Source organism: Tatumella saanichensis (assembly GCF_000439375.1).
GTDB classification, from domain to species: domain Bacteria; phylum Pseudomonadota; class Gammaproteobacteria; order Enterobacterales; family Enterobacteriaceae; genus Tatumella; species Tatumella saanichensis.
The window spans coordinates 43,733-59,788 of the sequence record NZ_ATMI01000007.1 but is presented as its reverse complement, the minus strand read 5'-3'; the positions used below and the strand labels follow the sequence as shown (position 1 = coordinate 59,788).

Genomic DNA, 16,056 nt, shown 5'->3' with positions numbered 1-16,056 from the left:
TGAGAGGCCACATCAATCCTTAAAATACAAAACGCCCGATGAAGTTCATCAGGCGTTTTACAGACAGAAAGCTGTCAATCTATACCAGGACTAGTCACTTTCCTGATCTTCCACCTTTACAAAAACACAAACAAACCAACGCAATCCGCAACACAAATACCAACAAAGTATTAACTTTTGTTTTTTTTACTGTATAGTCCCTACGTCCTCCGCTAGGCAAAGGGCTTTAATTTCCGGTCGGATGACGATACTACTCAGATGGTATCCCAGAATGCTAAGGTCGCGGGGACGGTGGCCGTCCGATGGCTAGATACGCTCCGCTGTTCTCACATCTGCATATATACGATTTACCGGCGCCGGATATCCCGTACCAGACCCACGGGTCACAGGATATCGACCGCTTGATAAGAATAAGACTGATGAAAAAAACACACGCCATACGCGCGCAATCGCGTCACTCCCTGATGTTAAGCCTTACCTTACTGGCTGCATCTGCTTATCCTATTGCAGGCCACTCGGCCGAAGCCTTCAGCAGCCAGTCTCCATGGATGACCGGTGACTGGGGCAGCACCCGTTCACAACTGAGTGAAAAGGGGATCGATTTCCAGCTGGGATATACCATGGAAAGCGCCGCAAACTTGGCGGGTGGTTACCGTTCATCAACCACAGCACGATACAGTGATCAGTGGTTATTCGGGGTCGATATGAACCTCGAAAAGCTGCTTAACTGGCAGGATACAGAGTTCCGAATGACCATCACTAACCGTGATGGTCAAAATATTGCTGATCAGGTCGCCGATCCACGCAGCGGTATGCTCTCCTCTCCACAAGAAGTCTGGGGACGTGGACAAACATGGCGTCTGACACAATTCTGGTTACGTAAGGGCTGGTTCGATCACCGCCTCGATATCAAAGCCGGGCGTATGACGGTCGGTGAAGACTTCGATTCCAGCAACAGCCAATTCCAGAACCTGGCATTGGGCAGCGGTCAGGCTGGTAACTGGCGCGGTGATCACTGGTTTAACTGGCCGGTCTCACAATGGGGCGGGCGCGTGAAGCTGAGCCTGGCGCCCGACGTGTATCTGCAAGCCGGGTTCTACAATCAGAATCCGTACAATGCCGAACGTGGTGACGGTTTCCGTTTTGAATTCAGCCCGACCACCGGCAATCTGATTCCGGTAGAACTGGTCTGGACACCAACTCTCGGCGCGGATCAGTTACCGGGGAATTACCGCATTGGTTACTACTATTCGTCAGCAAACGATAATGTGTACGGCTCTTGGCGTCATCAGCGTTTTGAGCAAGCATCTCATGCTTACGGCGGTTATCTGGTCGCCCAGCAGCAACTGACCACCTGGCATGGTAGCGCTGATCGCGGCCTGACCCTGACGGCTCAGGCAGTCATGAACGATCATAAAACCTCGAAAACCGATAACTATCAGTCACTGGCACTGACCTGGAAGGGGCCATTTGATGCCCGCCCACAGGACGAAGTCGGTCTGGGTGTCGCACGTATCCATGTAAACAGCAGCTATACGCGCTGGTTACAGCAACAGAATCTGGAGAACGGAGTCAGCCGGTACAACAGCCCGACCTATTTGCCGGTACAGAGCGGTACTGAAGTCAACTATGAGCTCTACTATAATGTGCAGGTCGCACCATGGTTGCAGGTACGTCCTGATCTACAATATGTTACTGCCCCGGGGGCTGTCAGCCAGGTGAAGAATGCCTTTATCGGCGGACTGAGCGCCAATATCATCTTCTGATCCAGCGCCGGAACGGCAATCTGCCTTTACGGACATCTTCCCGCACATCCGGTAATATCCTCTCACTGAAGACTGTGAGAGGATATCTTCTTATCCCATTGGCTAAGGAGGATCTGCGGTGACATCCCTGAATGACAGAGTCCGTATCGTCAGTGCCGAAATACTGTCTGATGACTGGTATTTGCTAAAAAAATATACCTTCGATTTTCAACGCCATGATGGTACCTGGCAGCGTCTGAGCCGAGAAGCCTATGATCACGGCGATGGTGCGGCAGTACTGCTGTATAATCGTCAGAAACAGACCATTATCCTTACTCGCCAGTTCCGTCTACCCGTCTTCATCAACAGCGGTGACGGCGTACTAACTGAGGTCGCCGCCGGTTTACTGGACGGGGAAGATCCGGCCCGCCGGGTATGTAAAGAGGCCGAAGAAGAAACCGGTTATCGCATCAGCCATGTCAAAAAAGTGTTTGAAGCTTGGATGAGCCCAGGCTGTGTCACCGAGAAATTACATCTTTTTGTCGCAGAATATCAGGATGAGGATAAGCAGTCTTCCGGTGGTGGGCTGGAAGAGGAAGGGGAAGACTTGGAAGTGCTGGAAATCCCCTTTGGGCAGGCTTTTCAGGCAATGCAGCGCGGTGAGATCCAAGATGCTAAAACCATTATGTTGCTGCAGTATGCCGCGCTGAATCAGCTGATGCCGTTATCCGTGTGATCAGAGGACGGGCCAGAAGGCCCGCTCTCTATGACTTATACCAGATTGTTTTTAATCAGATGGTCCGCCAACCTTAGGGTTAATGCCGCACCAGTGAGGGTCGGATTCATACAGGATGTCGACGGCATGACACTGGTCCCGGCAATATACAGGTTCGGATGATCGTGCGTCTTGCAGTCCGCATCTACCACCGAGTTGTTAGGGTCATCCCCCATGATAGTGGTCCCCATAATATGCTGTCGGTCCTGATAACTGGTATCGATTTTCAGCACCTGTCCACCGAGCAGTTTTGCGAAGTTAGCAAAGTCTTTAAGCCCTTCTTCTTTTCCTGCCTGCCAGTAATCCGTGACGCTATAGGAAAGCTCCGGCAGCGGGATCCCTATCGCATCTGTTTTAGTTTTACTCGGCACTATACGGTTTTCAGGTAACGGCACGGTTTCAAAATCGATAGCGAAGTTCAGTGAGCGGGCAGACTGTCTGCGGAGTTCTGCATCCAGTTCAGAGCCGAGCACCCCTTTGTTAATCAGAGCCGCAGCATAATCGGCGGTTGGGACCGTATTGCGCACCTTGATTTTATAGCTAGGAAAACGCTTCCTAAATTCGCCATCACGATTATTCAAATACACCAGCAACTCGGTGGGTCCTTGTCCCGGCCAGACATCCTCGTCCATCATAAAATTCATACTGATGCCGGTATGGCCCATGAGGTTGCGGCCAACTTGATCCGAGGAGTTAGCAATACCGTTAGGGTATTTCTCTGAGGTCGACATCAGCAGCAATTTCGGTGATTCAATACCGTAAGCAGCCACAATAAATACGTTCGCCGTCAGTGAATGCTCGGAGCGGTCTGGCTTTTTATACCAGATACGGGTGATTTTACCGCTATCATCGGCCTCAATTTTATACACCACTGAGTTATCCAGCAGCTTCGCCCCAAGGCGTTCTGCTTCATCAATATGCCGAGTCCCATCGTACTTGGCACCGATTGGACAAACGGGGTTACAGTTGTTGTTTCCTGCACAAACGGGGCGATTGCCCCACGGACGGGTCGCACGACCATTGGGTTCCAGCACTGGATGGTAGCCACCTTTGCCTAATAACTCACTGAGGCGGTCAAACAGATAGCTGGTCGGCAGGCCCGGCATCGGGAAAGGTCGGGAACGTGGCGGCCAGGCTTTGCCACCGTGTCCGCTCTCATCCTGACCATCAACCCCGGATACCCCGAGTTCATATTCGGCCTCGCAATACCACGACTCTAAATCGTCATAACCGATAGGCCAGTCACGACCCTGGCCATAAAGGCTCTGTAATTTAAAGTCGTTCGGGATCATCCGCCAAAGCGCCGAACCGAAATGCCAGGTAGTCCCCCCCACGACTCTGAGGTACTTGGTCGGGTATTTTATCGGTCCAACCTGTTGCAGATAATCACCATAGGTGGAGGGTACATACGGCAGATCCGGGAACGGTGAGCCCACGCCCTGCAATTTCATATTGGTCAGGGACATTTTAAACGGTGAGTTACGGAAACGTTCGACAATTTCCTGGCGGGTGACCCTTGGCCCGGCTTCAACAATGATCACGGATTTTCCAGCTTTACGTAGACGGGTGGCCAACAACCCTCCCATCACCCCGGATCCGATAATAATGACATCTGCATCTGTAGTAGTCTGACTCATACTGCCGGCCCCTGATGTGCGGGTTTATTATCCACAGCCGCCCAAGAAAGCGGGCCACTGCCATAGGTTGGAACAATAAGAATGCCCCGCGTGGGCAGGTACATCATCGCTTCTGCGTAAGCGATAAGTTCCAGTTTGTTACCCTCCCCGACGACACCGCGATACCAAGCCGAAATCACCTGTGAGGCAGCCTGCCGAAGGTCGGATCCGTCCGGATGCTTTTGCAGGAAATCATCGATATTCTGATATTTTCCCGGCTGAATATCCTGCTGCAACAGAGCCAGTTTCTGGTCAAACGTTTCATCATGACGATGCAGGGCATCAAAGTAACGCTGTGCCAATATTGGGTTCACCGGCCGATTCACGAGGAATTGTGACAGTGGAATAAAACCACTGTCACGCAGACTGGCAGCAGCGGCACGGTAAGCCGGAAACAGCGAACTGCATAACCCAGCCAGCGAAAGTATGCCGACCCCCTGCAGTAATCGGCGGCGAGAAATCCCTAAGGGAGGCTGATTATTTACGGACATGGGTTCTCCTTTTACGCAGCACATTCACGATCAAAATAATGATCAGCAGTACCACCACTCCAATCACCGCCATGACTGCTGGATTTGCCAGTCGGGCAATGGCAGGTTTCGGCCCCCCTTGACGGACCGTTTTGACCTGATCGGCGGTCACCGTCAGCGAGGCATTACCATAGTTTTTCAATACATAGTTGGCGACATCAGCCACCTGCTGATCGTTGAGACGCTCAGAGAAACTGCCTGCTGGGCCAAAGGCCGGCATGGCGATATACTGACCGTCAGTATGGCGATGAACACCGAATAAAATGGCAGAGATCAGATTATCTGGCGTCGCAGCCCCGGTGGCACTGTTATGGAACAGTGAAGGGTAGTACTGACTGCCCTCACCGTTGGCCTGATGGCAGTTGGCACAACTGCTGCTGTAGATCTGCCAGCCAGCATCTGGGTGTGCAACAGAACGTAAGGCCTCTTCATTATCTGAAGGTTTGCCCTGATCAAACCGTGATTGAGTCTCACCGGCTGAAGAAGGGGGTACCTGACGTAACCAGGCAACAATGGCATGTAAGTCGTCATCGCTTAGATATTGCAGGCTATGTTCTATGGCTTCCGCCATCGGTCCTGCGGCTTGAGCTTTACCGTTGACATGACCGGTTTTCAGGTAGCGATACAACTGTTCATCGCTCCAGCTGCCAATACCCGCGGTCTTATCTGAGGTAATGTTTGGCGCATACCAACTGCCGACTTGCCCACCAGACAGCGCCGCACTGTTGTTCTGCCCCATCAGAAAATTACGGGGGGTATGGCAGGTATCACAGTGCTCCAGGGCACTGACCAAGTAATTGCCACGATTGAGCTGTGCAGACTGCTGGCTGTCTGGGGTAAAGCGCTGATTATCGGCGAACAGTAGGTTCCATACCGCCATGGTACTGCGTAGTGAGAACGGGAAAGGTAAACGGGTCGCCGGAGGCGCTTTATCGACAGGTTTGACATCATGCATGAAATACTCATAGAGCGCATGGATATCACTGTCCGTAATTTTGCTGTACGAGGTATAGGGCATCGCCGGATAGAGGTGCTGGCCCTGAGCGTTCACGCCTTCGCGCACCGCCCGGGCAAACTGCGCCTCACTATAGTTACCGATACCAGAGGTTTTCGACGGGGTAATGTTACTGGCAATAATATTACCCATCGGTGAAGAAATGGCGTATCCCCCGGCCATGGGCGCCCCGGATCCCCCCGGAGAGTTATGACAGGCTCCGCAGTCGGCCGCAACCGACAGGTATTTTCCTTGCTCAATTATCGAGGCACCCGACGGGGTATCTGCAGCCTGCGCAGCTTTTCCCGACAGCAGTGACAGACCGATAATTAAAGCCAGACTCGATCGTCTCACTTTTCACTCCTGCTTATGACTTAAGCTCAAACAGTACACCCGCACTGCGACACAGAAACCGGCTGTCGGTTACGGAAAGGAAAGCCCTACGGGCCTGCTGTCACTCAACAGGTGACGGTTATTATTTAAAAAACATTAGCGATACTAGCCCCGCGGCAATCAGGGGGCCGACGGGGACTCCTTTGAAAAAGGCCACCCCAATAATGGTGCCGACCAGTAATCCGGTCACAATGCCCGGCTGCGCAGAGAGGAAAGAGACACCGCGCCCGCCGAGCCAAGAAACGAATATTCCCACTACGATGGCGGAGATCGATTTCCAGTCCGCCAAGGTTCTGAATAGGGTGCGTGGCGACATTTCACCACTGGCCAGCGGAGCAATCACCCCAATGGTTAAGATGATGATGCCAAGATTGACCCCCTGACTTTCGATGACCGGAAACAGCTTGGCCAGTGGTGTGATCTTCACAATCAGTAATACGGCCACCGCATACACCACAGCCATGTTATGACCGACCATTCCCAGGACACCGATTAACAGCAATAACAGATAAGGCAGCAGAGTATTCATGGGGTCGGGCTCCTGTCCGAATAGGTAAACACCACGGCAAGCCGACCTTAAGTCATCCGCTGCTTCAGGGCTGTTACTGCCGAATGGGGGGCCGTTAGGACCCGATTCCGGACGGTTTCACTGACTGCTTGCAAGGCACCGGACGTCGAGAAATGAGCCAACATAATCACATCACAGTCTTCCAGCTCCGGCGCCCGCTCTGCGACCAAACGGTTATGCTGCTGTGCATTCCCCTGACGTAACTGCTCAATCGCTCCCTCTACAACCAAGGTTTTTAATGTTGCTTCACTCTGCTGCTGCTGGGCAAATTCAGCGAATTCAGCCTCCATGGTGACCACTGACGGGGCAAAGGTCGCCAGCATGCCGATGCGCTTTCCAAGCCGTAGAGCTTCTGAAAACATCGCTTCATTCGGTTTCAGAACAGGGACCGGTAACGTTTCTGCCATCTGTTCAATGGCGGGGCCAAAGGCTGAACAGGTGGCGAGGATAGCGTCTGCACCACTGTGGTAAGCATACCGACCAAAATTAACAAAACGTTCACATAGTGATGCCGTCAGTTCAGTATCTTTAGCGCGATCGATAGTAAGACCATCATCAAGTAGATTGACCAGCTCCGCCTCTGGCCAAAGTTCTTTAAAAGCCTGGTGAACCGGAGCCATCGCTACCGGTGTGGCATGGAGAAGTACGATCCTTTGCGACATAAAAATGCCTCCGGGTAGATGAAAAATAGGAGTCAGGTCTTAGACCCTGCCGGATAGCTTACTGTAAAGACGTAATGTAATAGCTTACAAAATAGTTATTATAGTGAGATTTGTCACAAAAAATTATTAACAGGATGTTAATTAAGAGGCAAAGATAAGAGATTATTTGGGTTGACTTGTAATCGCTTACATTTCTGAGCCGCCGTCTGGTGGTGAAGTAAGGATAATGGCTTATGACAATCTCTCTGACCCCCGATCCACGGGAAACATCGACAGTGACACCCGCTAGCCAGCCGCAGCCAGCCCGTCACACACCACGGGCCTTTCGTGATTTGTTGGCGCTGGAGGATTTCGAACGCCATGCGAGAAAGCGGTTGCCACAAATGATCTATCAATATGTTGCCGGAGGGGTTGAGACCGGTCGTGGTATTGCCGCCAACTATGAGGCTTATCAACAATATGCCTTTCTGCCACGGATGTTCCGCGATGTGTCTGGTCGCGATCAACAGATCACTTTACTGGGTAAACAGTGGAGCCATCCGTTCGGCATCGCTCCTCTAGGTGGTGCCTCGTTTGTTTCTTATCGAGCAGACATCCGTCTTGCGCAGGCAGCGCGAGCGATGAATGTCCCGATGATCCTCAGTGCCTCCTCATTGATACGACTGGAGGATGTGATCGCTGAAAACCCTGATGCCTGGTTCCAAGCGTATCTCGCTGGAGACCAGCCACGTATTGACCGACTGGTGGATCGTGCCCAACAGGCGGGATACCGCACTCTGGTGGTAACAGGTGATACCCCGATGTTAGGTAACCGTGAGCACAATACCCGCAGTGGTTTCAGTATGCCGATTAAAGTAACGCCGAAAGTCATGTGGCAGAGTATCACCAGCCCACGTTGGCTACTGGGTACAGTGGCACAAACCTATTTGCGTCATGGAGCACCGCATTTTGAAAACACCGATGCAGAACGCGGGCCGCCGATGATGTCGTCCAAAGTGCGTAATACACAGGCTCGGGACAAACTGAACTGGCGGCATGTCGAGGCCATCCGGCGCCGTTGGAAGGGTAACCTGGTGATTAAAGGGCTGATGACACCTGCGGATGCGTTCATCGCCCGTGACTTGGGCGCCGATGCAGTGATCCTTTCCAACCACGGTGGCCGCCAGCTGGATTATACCGTCCCGCCGTTACACACCTTACCGGAAATTGCTGCCGCCAAAGGTGATATGAAAGTAATCATTGATAGCGGTATCCGTCGCGGGACCGATATTTTAAAAGCCATGGCATTAGGGGCAGACTTTGTGTTTCTCGGCCGCCCTTTCCTGTATGCCACGGTGATCGGTGGCAGTGAGTGTGTGCAGCATGCAATGGGGATATTACGGGATGAAATCGACCGCGATATGGCTCTGACCGGAGTGACTCGACCGCAGGATCTGGATAAAGGTTATCTGCGGCGCGGGCCTTGGTTTGAGCAAGATCTTTAACCGCGGGACAGTTTGCCCCTACGGCTCGGCTCTTCAAGGTTGCGGGGCCGAGCCAGTACTGCTGCGGATAATAAGGCGGGTGGCGATCTGTCGTGGCCCCTCTGCCGGAACGCCTGCTAGAGCCGATAGCAAATAATCCGCGCATAAGCGCCCTATTTCCGCTAGGTCAACCCGTACCGTGGTCAGCGGATATTCGAGGTGCTCCGCATACTCATAATCGTTAAAACCGGTCACTGAGATATCATTAGGGATCCGCAGATAGCGTTCCCTGGCTGCCCGCAGGGCACCAAATGCGAGCAAATCATTGCCACACATCACTGCCGTCGGGGGCTGTGGTCCGTCCAACAAACGGAACATCGCCTGCCTAGCCTCATTAATGGTAAAGGCATTATCGATACAGTTCTCTGGAGACAAGGTCAGCCCTGCGGCCTGCAATCCCCGACGTATCCCTTCCAGCCGCTCAGACAGTCGGTCATTGGAGGGCGGATGACCGGAAATCACGGCAAATTTTTGATGCCCGAGGGATAATAGGTGGTCCAGTAACTGCGCTGAGGCTTGGGCACTGTCATAACCAATTCCAGGCGATTGCGGATGAGTGGAGAATGCCTGTATACAAGGGATGCCCTGCTGTTCAATGCGCTCACGCAATTGCGGATGATGAGTATGCCCCACCAGCAGCAGAGCATCAATACCGTACTCCAGCAGCTTGTTGACCTCTTTGAACTCAACATCCATATCAAAGCCAGAGTTCGCCAACAACAGGGTATAACCTTGTTGGTGGATCACAGTCTGAAAGGCGTCTATGGAGCGGGAAAAGGTTTCAATGGCCAAGGTCGGTACCACTGCACCGATGGTCATACTTTTACGTGATGCCAAGGTTCTGGCTGCGCGGTTAATCACATACCCCAGTTCATGGCAGGCTTTTTCCACCGCTTCACGGCGCGACTCCCGAACCGCTGCGCTGCCGTTGAGCACCCGTGAAACCGTCGCCGTTGAGACACCTGCGAGCCGTGCAACATCTTCCAGCGATACCCGCGCCGTCGTGATCCTCCCTGCCATGGCTTTTCCTCTTAAAAGTGATGTTCTCCACAAAATGAGAACAGAAATTGGACCCGCCTCTGAAAGCGCTTACTTTTGCCTTGACTGCAATCTGTAATCGCTTACTTTTACAAATAGTTAACAATGCGGACTATTTAATAACTCAAGGTTACTTAAAGTCTAACATTGTTAATCAAAAATGTTCGTTATAACGGTGGATCTCCAGTACATAATACCTCCCGCCGGCCGAGAGACTGTGACGGGGGATAATTCTAAAGGAAAATCTCATGCGCAAGTACCCGAAAATACGCTGGCTGATGATACTTTTCTGTTTTTTTGCTATCGCAATCAACTACATAGACAGAATTAATCTGGCTATTGCTGCCCCACATATCAAAGAAGACCTCGGTTTGGATGATACCGCTATGGGGTTAATTCTGGGCGCCTTCTTCTGGACCTATGCTCTGATGCAGATCCCCGCGGGACGCATTATCGATAAATTAGGTACCCGTATTGGCCTCGCAGTCGCGGTTGGCTGGTGGTCGTTGTTTACGGTGTTCACCGCATTCGGCCGTGGATTTACCTCACTGTTTATTTCACGGTTGTTGCTGGGGGTGGGAGAATCCGGCGGTAACCCCGGTTGCGCCAAGGTGGTGGCTTCTTGGTTTGCCAAAAAAGAACGCGCCACCGCCAGTGGTATCTTTGATGCTGGTCCGCGCGCAGGTAGCGCATTGGCACTGCCACTGGTTGCTTGGCTTATCAGTACTTGGGGCTGGGAAACCTCCTTTGTGGTGACTGGCGCGTTGGGACTGGTGTGGGTAGTGGTGTGGCTGGTGTTTTACCGTGAACCAGAACATAAAGCCGGCCTGGATGAACAACAGCGCCAGAATTTGCTCGAAGACCGTAAAATGGTGGTTTCCGCTCACAACGAAAAAATCCAGTTCCGTATCCTATTCCGTCACCGCACTGTCTGGGGAATGATGATTGGTTTTTTCTGTATGAACTTTGCCACCTATTTCTTTGTGACCTGGTTCCCGACCTATCTGACACTTTCTCAAGGATTCTCACTGAAAGAACTGGGGACACTGGGGGCGATTCCAGCATTGATGGGGATTCCCGGCAGCTTACTCGGCGGCATTACCTCCGACTGGTTATACAATAAAGGGTTCAGCCTGACTGCTGCACGCAAAACCTGTCTGATTGCCGGTATGCTGCTCTCCTCTGTGATTGCCTTTGCCGCCTTCACCTCCAATATTACCGTGATCCTGACCCTGTTCTCTCTAACCTATGCTGGACTGGCCTTTACCGCGGCCAATATCTGGACGCTGCCTGCTGACGTGGCCCCAGCCTCTGGCTATGTGGCGACTCTTGGCGGTATTCAGAACTTTGCTGGCAACTTGGCCGGTATCGTTACAGCCTCTTTTACCGGCGTTATGCTGAGTATCAGTCATGGATCATTTGTGGTACCGCTAGTGGTCGCTGGGTGCATCTGTCTGTTTGGGGCACTCACCTTTATGTTCATTATGGGCAAGGTTGAACCCATTACGCTTGATGGGTCACAGAACACCAAAAGCGGCCCGATAGTCGGTGCACAACGCTCACACGGATAACATTCTTTCCCCTCGCCCAGAGAGTAACCCTAAGGGCTCGGGGAGACCATGTTTGTCCGTGTGATACAGCATTATCGTCACTACCGGTGTTCTTCTTAACGGTCACAAGGTCTCTGACAAATGAAAAAATTAGCACTTTCTCTGACACTACTGGGCATGATTGCCGGTTCAGCAGGTAACGTTGCCCACGCCGCAGACAGTTATGTGTATATCTCCAATGCGGAAAGCGGCACCGTCTCTGCCTGGACGTTGGATAAATCTGTGGGAAAAATGACACCGATAGCGACCTATCCAGCCGCAAAAAAAGTGATGGCATCTGTGGTGTCACCGGATAAAAAGATCCTGTATGCGGCGATCCGTAGTCAGCCATATCGCGTAATGAGTTGGCATATCGGTGATGACGGGAAACTCACCGCCGCCGGTGACGCGCCACTGCAGGAGAGTATGGCTTATCTGTCCGTAGATAAAACCGGCCATTATCTGTTAGCGGCGTCCTACGGCGGTGACCTGTTCACCATTAACCGGATCAACGCCAAAGGCGAGGTTGAAACACCACCGGTACAAATTGTCCATACCGGTAAGCGTGCACACTGTATTCAGACTGACCCGACCAACCATTACCTGTATGTCTCCCTGCTGGGGGCCGATCAGTTATTACAGTTCCACTTTGATCCGAATAGCGGCAAGGTAACTCCAAATACCCCACCGGCGGTGAATATTCAGCATGAGGCCGGTATCGGGCCACGCCACTTTGTGTTCGCACCCCATAAAAGCGCTAACGGTGAACGCTATATCTATCTGCTGACTGAAATGGCCGGTAACATCCAACAACTGAAAATCAATGCTGACGGTACCGTCACACCGGGAGCCGTCACTCCCTCCCTAGCACCGGATATTGCGGCCGGAATGCAAAAAGGTGAGGCACGCCCGCTGACCGGAGATTTCGATCTGCCCGCATCAGCGAAACCTCGTATCTGGCAGGCCGATATTCATATCACCCCCAATGGCAAGTTTCTTTATTCCACCGAGCGAACCAGTAGTCACCTCACCGCTTTCCGTGTTTCTCCACAGGATGGCAGTCTGACGCTGATTAAAAGTTATGCCACCGAGAAACTGCCGCGGGGCTTCGCTATTGATAACAGTGGTCAGTATCTGATTGAGACCGGGTTACAGTCAGATCAGTTCTCGCTGTACCGCATCAATCAGCAGAACGGTGAGTTATCGTTGCTATCCCGTTACCCCTCAGGGGCCGGTGCGAACTGGGTCACCATGGTTGAACGTTAATTATTCCGAAGGAGCGAGTGAGTATGATAAAAAAGATGAAGTCACGAGCCCTGAGCCTGACGCTTGCCAGCCTGTTAGTGCCCAGCATCAGCCAGGCCGCGGACCAGGTGGTGCCGACACGTCTGGAACCGATGCACCATGTGATCCTTGAAAATCAGTATGTAACCGTAATGCGGGTGATGATCCCGCCCGGGGCAACCACCCTCTATCATGAACAGCATCTGGATTATGTAAATACCCATATTGATGGCAGTCCGGTGACCATCGCCTATCTGGATAAGCCTGCGGTTCATTCCGAAATGAAAAGTGGCAATGTAAAGTTCGGCGCACATCAGGGGAAATCAGAAATTGATAAAGTGACCAACACTGGCAACAGTGTCAATCAGCAGGTCGCGTTTGAGATACGCCAGCACGGACCGCTGAATTTTGGCGATCCAGTCCGCCCGGATTTACCGGTCTTCAATGAAATACTGGATACACCGACGGTAAAAGGTTGGAAAGTGACCCTTAATCCGGGGGAAAGTACCACTGCCTATCAGCAGAAAGGCCCCGGAGTCCGAGTCTTTTTCACCGAAGGACGGGTGCTGATCAGCGAGCACGGTAAACCTAACCATACCCGTGAGCTGTGGGTGCACAAAGGGGATGCAATGCTGACCTCTCCCGGCCAGACAGAAATCATAGACGGAAGCGATAGCCCACTGATTTTTAACGACTATCAACTGCGCTGATCGGCCATAAAACGCAAAACGCCCCGCACGGCTCAACCGAGCGGGGCGTCAACAAACGTGTTGGCTAGACTTAGAACACTTCTGCTAACAACGCAAACATCGCTTTAAACGCACGATCGCTGACATCGGCATTGTATTCTGCAGTCCCAGCAATGTTGGCATTTACATCGGTAAAGGAGTGGACTGCACCTTTATAGCTGTGCAGTTTCCAGTCAACCTCTGCTGACAACATTTCTTCGGCAAATGCCGGTAGCTGATCGCGGGGAACCAGTGGATCACTGGCACCGTCTAGGACTAATACTGAACCTTTGATATTTTTTGCATCATAGGCACCACTGGTATCAAGTCCGCCGTGGAAGGAGATGGCCGCTTTTAGATCTTCACCGCTGCGGGCCAGTTCTAAGGCGTTATGGCCGCCAAAACAGAAACCGTAAGCGGCGATTTTGCTGGCATCAACCGGCGCATCAGTTTGTGCTTTCAGCGCACTGATAGCTTTAGCCATACGCTCAACTTCTTCCGGCTTGTTTTTTACGGTCATCATCACCGCACCCGCTTCATCGGCATTGGTTGGACGAACACCTTTACCGTACAAATCTACAATCAGTACCACATATCCCTGTTCAGCCGCTTTTTCAGCCAGTGCAACAGACGCATCCGTGACGCCCATCCAATTAGGTGCCATCACTAACCCCGGAGCGGCCTGTTTGCGGCTGGCGTCAAACACCAGTACACCTTCCGCTTCGATAGTCCCAGCCTGATAGGTGATTTTTTTGGATTGAACCTGGCTCATAATTTCCTGCTCCGATATCTAAACGTAAAAATGGTTTTCCTGTCCGTGAAGACGTCCCACGGACAAGCCGTAACCTCTGGTTATAGCCAACCAGCTTAAAGTGACTTTTAGATCCTTCAATGATTTTTTAGTAACAAGGCACTGAGGGTTAAGCCATTAACGGAGGTTTTACGCGTAACCAATGAGAATTCTGTCGCGAATTTGATAAAAAAAACCTCTCATGACGGATAAATAAGGTAAAAGAAACGAGTCAGTTCATAAAAATATGCATTTTTTTATGCAGGACTGTGATGCAATTTGGTTTTACTTAACATACTGTTACTTTTTTACCTGTAGTTGACAGAAACTATAAAAATAAACACCTCTTACGCAGACAGAGACTCCTATGAAAAAAACGCTGTTCGGCAGCCTCTACATTCAGGTCATCATCGCTATTGTTATCGGCATCTCCCTTGGTCACTTTTATCCGGAGATCGGCACCCAGATGAAACCCTTCGGTGACGGGTTTATCAAGCTGATTAAAATGGTTATCGCCCCGGTCATTTTCTGTACCGTGGTGACCGGTATTGCCGGTATGGAAAGTATGAAAGCTGTGGGTCGTACCGGTGCAATTGCCCTGCTCTATTTTGAGATCGTCAGTACCTTGGCACTGATTATCGGTCTGATCGTGGTCAATATTGCTCAGCCGGGTGCAGGCATGAATATCAATCCCGCGAGCCTAGATGCCTCCGCGGTTGCGACTTATGCAGCGCAGGCCAAAAGCCAAGGGGTAATTCCTTTCCTGCTAGATATTATTCCTGACAGCGTGATCGGGGCTTTTTCCAGCGGCAACATCCTGCAGATCCTGCTGTTCTCTATCCTGTTTGGTTTTGCCCTGCACCGTCTGGGGAAAACCGGCCAGTTGGTGTTCAGCGTAGTGGAGAACTTCTCTCAGGTGGTGTTTGGCGTCATTAATATGATAATGCGCTTGGCGCCAATTGGGGCCTTTGGTGCCATGGCTTTCACTATCGGTAAATACGGAGTAGGTTCACTGCTACAACTGGGTCAGTTGATCGTCTGCTTCTACATTACCTGTGTACTGTTCGTGGTGATCGTACTCGGGGTCATTGCACGCCTGACCGGGTTCAGCATCTTTAAATTTATCAACTACATCAAAGATGAATTGTTGATCGTGCTGGGAACGTCCTCCTCTGAGTCAGTACTGCCACGGATGCTGAACAAGATGGAAACACTGGGCTGTAAGAAGTCAGTAGTTGGCTTGGTGATCCCGACCGGCTACTCCTTTAACCTTGACGGTACCTCTATCTACCTGACGATGGCCGCGGTGTTTATCGCTCAGGCGACCAATACCCATATGGATATTTTCCATCAGATCACCCTGCTAGTGATCCTGCTGCTGTCCTCAAAAGGGGCCGCCGGAGTTACGGGTAGCGGATTTATTGTCTTGGCTGCCACGCTATCAGCGGTCGGTACCTTACCGGTTGCAGGACTGGCGCTGATCCTGGGCATTGACCGTTTTATGTCGGAAGCTCGTGCCCTCACTAATTTGATAGGTAATGGCGTGGCGACTATTTTTGTCGCCAAACGTGTGGGTGAGTTGGATGAAGAACAGCTGACTAGAACACTGAACGGTAAGTAACGATCCTCCCGCACTCTGGTGAGCCTATCGCTCCGGAGTGCGGAATTTCCATTACGCTATGGAGCCTCCCGCCAGCACAGAGCATCCCCGCAGCAACCACCGTCTCAATATGTTAACCTGCCTTTTTACCTCAATGCTTC

The 16,056-nt window shown here is 51.7% G+C and carries 14 protein-coding genes; 7 read left to right on the top strand and 7 right to left on the bottom strand.

Going from position 1 to position 16,056, the window contains the following annotated elements:
• Nucleotides 1–464 precede the first annotated feature (464 nt).
• Together DW47_RS0104485 and DW47_RS0104480 are read left to right on the top strand one after the other, a co-directional pair.
• Complete coding sequence (locus DW47_RS0104485; protein ID WP_241430689.1) at nucleotides 465–1,766, top strand: carbohydrate porin; 1,302 nt, start codon at nucleotides 465–467, stop codon at nucleotides 1,764–1,766.
• A gap of 118 nt (nucleotides 1,767–1,884) precedes the next feature.
• Nucleotides 1,885–2,481, top strand: a complete 597-nt coding sequence (locus tag DW47_RS0104480) for an NUDIX domain-containing protein (RefSeq protein WP_029685178.1) — start codon at nucleotides 1,885–1,887, stop codon at nucleotides 2,479–2,481.
• 35 nt (nucleotides 2,482–2,516) lie between these two features.
• On the opposite strand, the gene DW47_RS0104475 is transcribed toward DW47_RS0104480, so the two are convergent.
• The 5 genes from DW47_RS0104475 to DW47_RS0104455 form a co-directional block, all read right to left on the bottom strand.
• Complete coding sequence (locus DW47_RS0104475) at nucleotides 2,517–4,157, bottom strand: GMC family oxidoreductase (RefSeq protein WP_029685176.1); 1,641 nt, start codon at nucleotides 4,155–4,157, stop codon at nucleotides 2,517–2,519.
• Nucleotides 4,154–4,687: a sugar dehydrogenase complex small subunit gene (locus DW47_RS0104470; RefSeq protein ID WP_038027155.1), complete on the bottom strand. Its 534-nt coding sequence runs from the start codon at nucleotides 4,685–4,687 to the stop codon at nucleotides 4,154–4,156. The genes DW47_RS0104475 and DW47_RS0104470 overlap by 4 nt, the downstream gene beginning before the upstream one ends.
• Entirely contained in the window at nucleotides 4,674–6,074 is a 1,401-nt protein-coding gene (locus tag DW47_RS0104465; protein ID WP_029685172.1) for a c-type cytochrome, read from the bottom strand. Before DW47_RS0104465 ends, DW47_RS0104470 begins: the two co-directional genes overlap by 14 nt.
• Nucleotides 6,075–6,195: 121 nt before the next feature.
• Entirely contained in the window at nucleotides 6,196–6,642 is a 447-nt protein-coding gene (locus DW47_RS0104460) for a DUF441 domain-containing protein (RefSeq protein ID WP_029685171.1), read from the bottom strand.
• 47 nt (nucleotides 6,643–6,689) lie between these two features.
• Nucleotides 6,690–7,343, bottom strand: coding sequence for an aspartate/glutamate racemase family protein (locus tag DW47_RS0104455; RefSeq protein ID WP_029685169.1), 654 nt, complete (start codon nucleotides 7,341–7,343; stop codon nucleotides 6,690–6,692).
• A 233-nt stretch (nucleotides 7,344–7,576) separates the two neighbouring features.
• Between DW47_RS0104455 and DW47_RS0104450 the strand changes: the two genes are divergently transcribed.
• Nucleotides 7,577–8,827, top strand: coding sequence for an alpha-hydroxy acid oxidase (locus DW47_RS0104450; protein ID WP_029685168.1), 1,251 nt, complete (start codon nucleotides 7,577–7,579; stop codon nucleotides 8,825–8,827).
• A gap of 33 nt (nucleotides 8,828–8,860) precedes the next feature.
• Here DW47_RS0104450 and DW47_RS0104445 read toward each other — a convergent pair whose 3' ends face one another.
• Nucleotides 8,861–9,886 carry a LacI family DNA-binding transcriptional regulator gene (locus DW47_RS0104445; RefSeq protein ID WP_029685166.1) on the bottom strand — a complete coding sequence of 342 codons (1,026 nt, stop codon included), beginning with the start codon at nucleotides 9,884–9,886 and terminating at the stop codon, nucleotides 8,861–8,863.
• A 266-nt stretch (nucleotides 9,887–10,152) separates the two neighbouring features.
• Here DW47_RS0104445 and DW47_RS0104440 point away from each other — a divergent pair, with 266 nt between their 5' ends.
• From DW47_RS0104440 to DW47_RS0104430, 3 genes are all read left to right on the top strand, one after another.
• A complete protein-coding gene (locus tag DW47_RS0104440; protein WP_029685164.1) occupies nucleotides 10,153–11,475 on the top strand; it encodes an MFS transporter in 1,323 nt (440 codons plus the stop codon).
• 120 nt (nucleotides 11,476–11,595) lie between these two features.
• Nucleotides 11,596–12,759 carry a lactonase family protein gene (locus DW47_RS0104435; protein ID WP_029685163.1) on the top strand — a complete coding sequence of 388 codons (1,164 nt, stop codon included), beginning with the start codon at nucleotides 11,596–11,598 and terminating at the stop codon, nucleotides 12,757–12,759.
• Nucleotides 12,760–12,782: 23 nt separating this feature from the next.
• Nucleotides 12,783–13,487 carry a hypothetical protein gene (locus DW47_RS0104430; RefSeq protein WP_241430687.1) on the top strand — a complete coding sequence of 235 codons (705 nt, stop codon included), beginning with the start codon at nucleotides 12,783–12,785 and terminating at the stop codon, nucleotides 13,485–13,487.
• A 70-nt stretch (nucleotides 13,488–13,557) separates the two neighbouring features.
• Here the strand turns inward: DW47_RS0104430 and DW47_RS0104425 are convergent, their stop codons facing one another.
• Nucleotides 13,558–14,277, bottom strand: coding sequence for a dienelactone hydrolase family protein (locus DW47_RS0104425; RefSeq protein ID WP_029685160.1), 720 nt, complete (start codon nucleotides 14,275–14,277; stop codon nucleotides 13,558–13,560).
• Nucleotides 14,278–14,662: 385 nt separating this feature from the next.
• On the opposite strand from DW47_RS0104425, the gene DW47_RS0104420 reads away from it, so the two are divergent.
• Complete coding sequence (locus tag DW47_RS0104420) at nucleotides 14,663–15,916, top strand: dicarboxylate/amino acid:cation symporter (protein ID WP_029685159.1); 1,254 nt, start codon at nucleotides 14,663–14,665, stop codon at nucleotides 15,914–15,916.
• The last annotated feature ends 140 nt before the right edge of the window (nucleotides 15,917–16,056 follow it).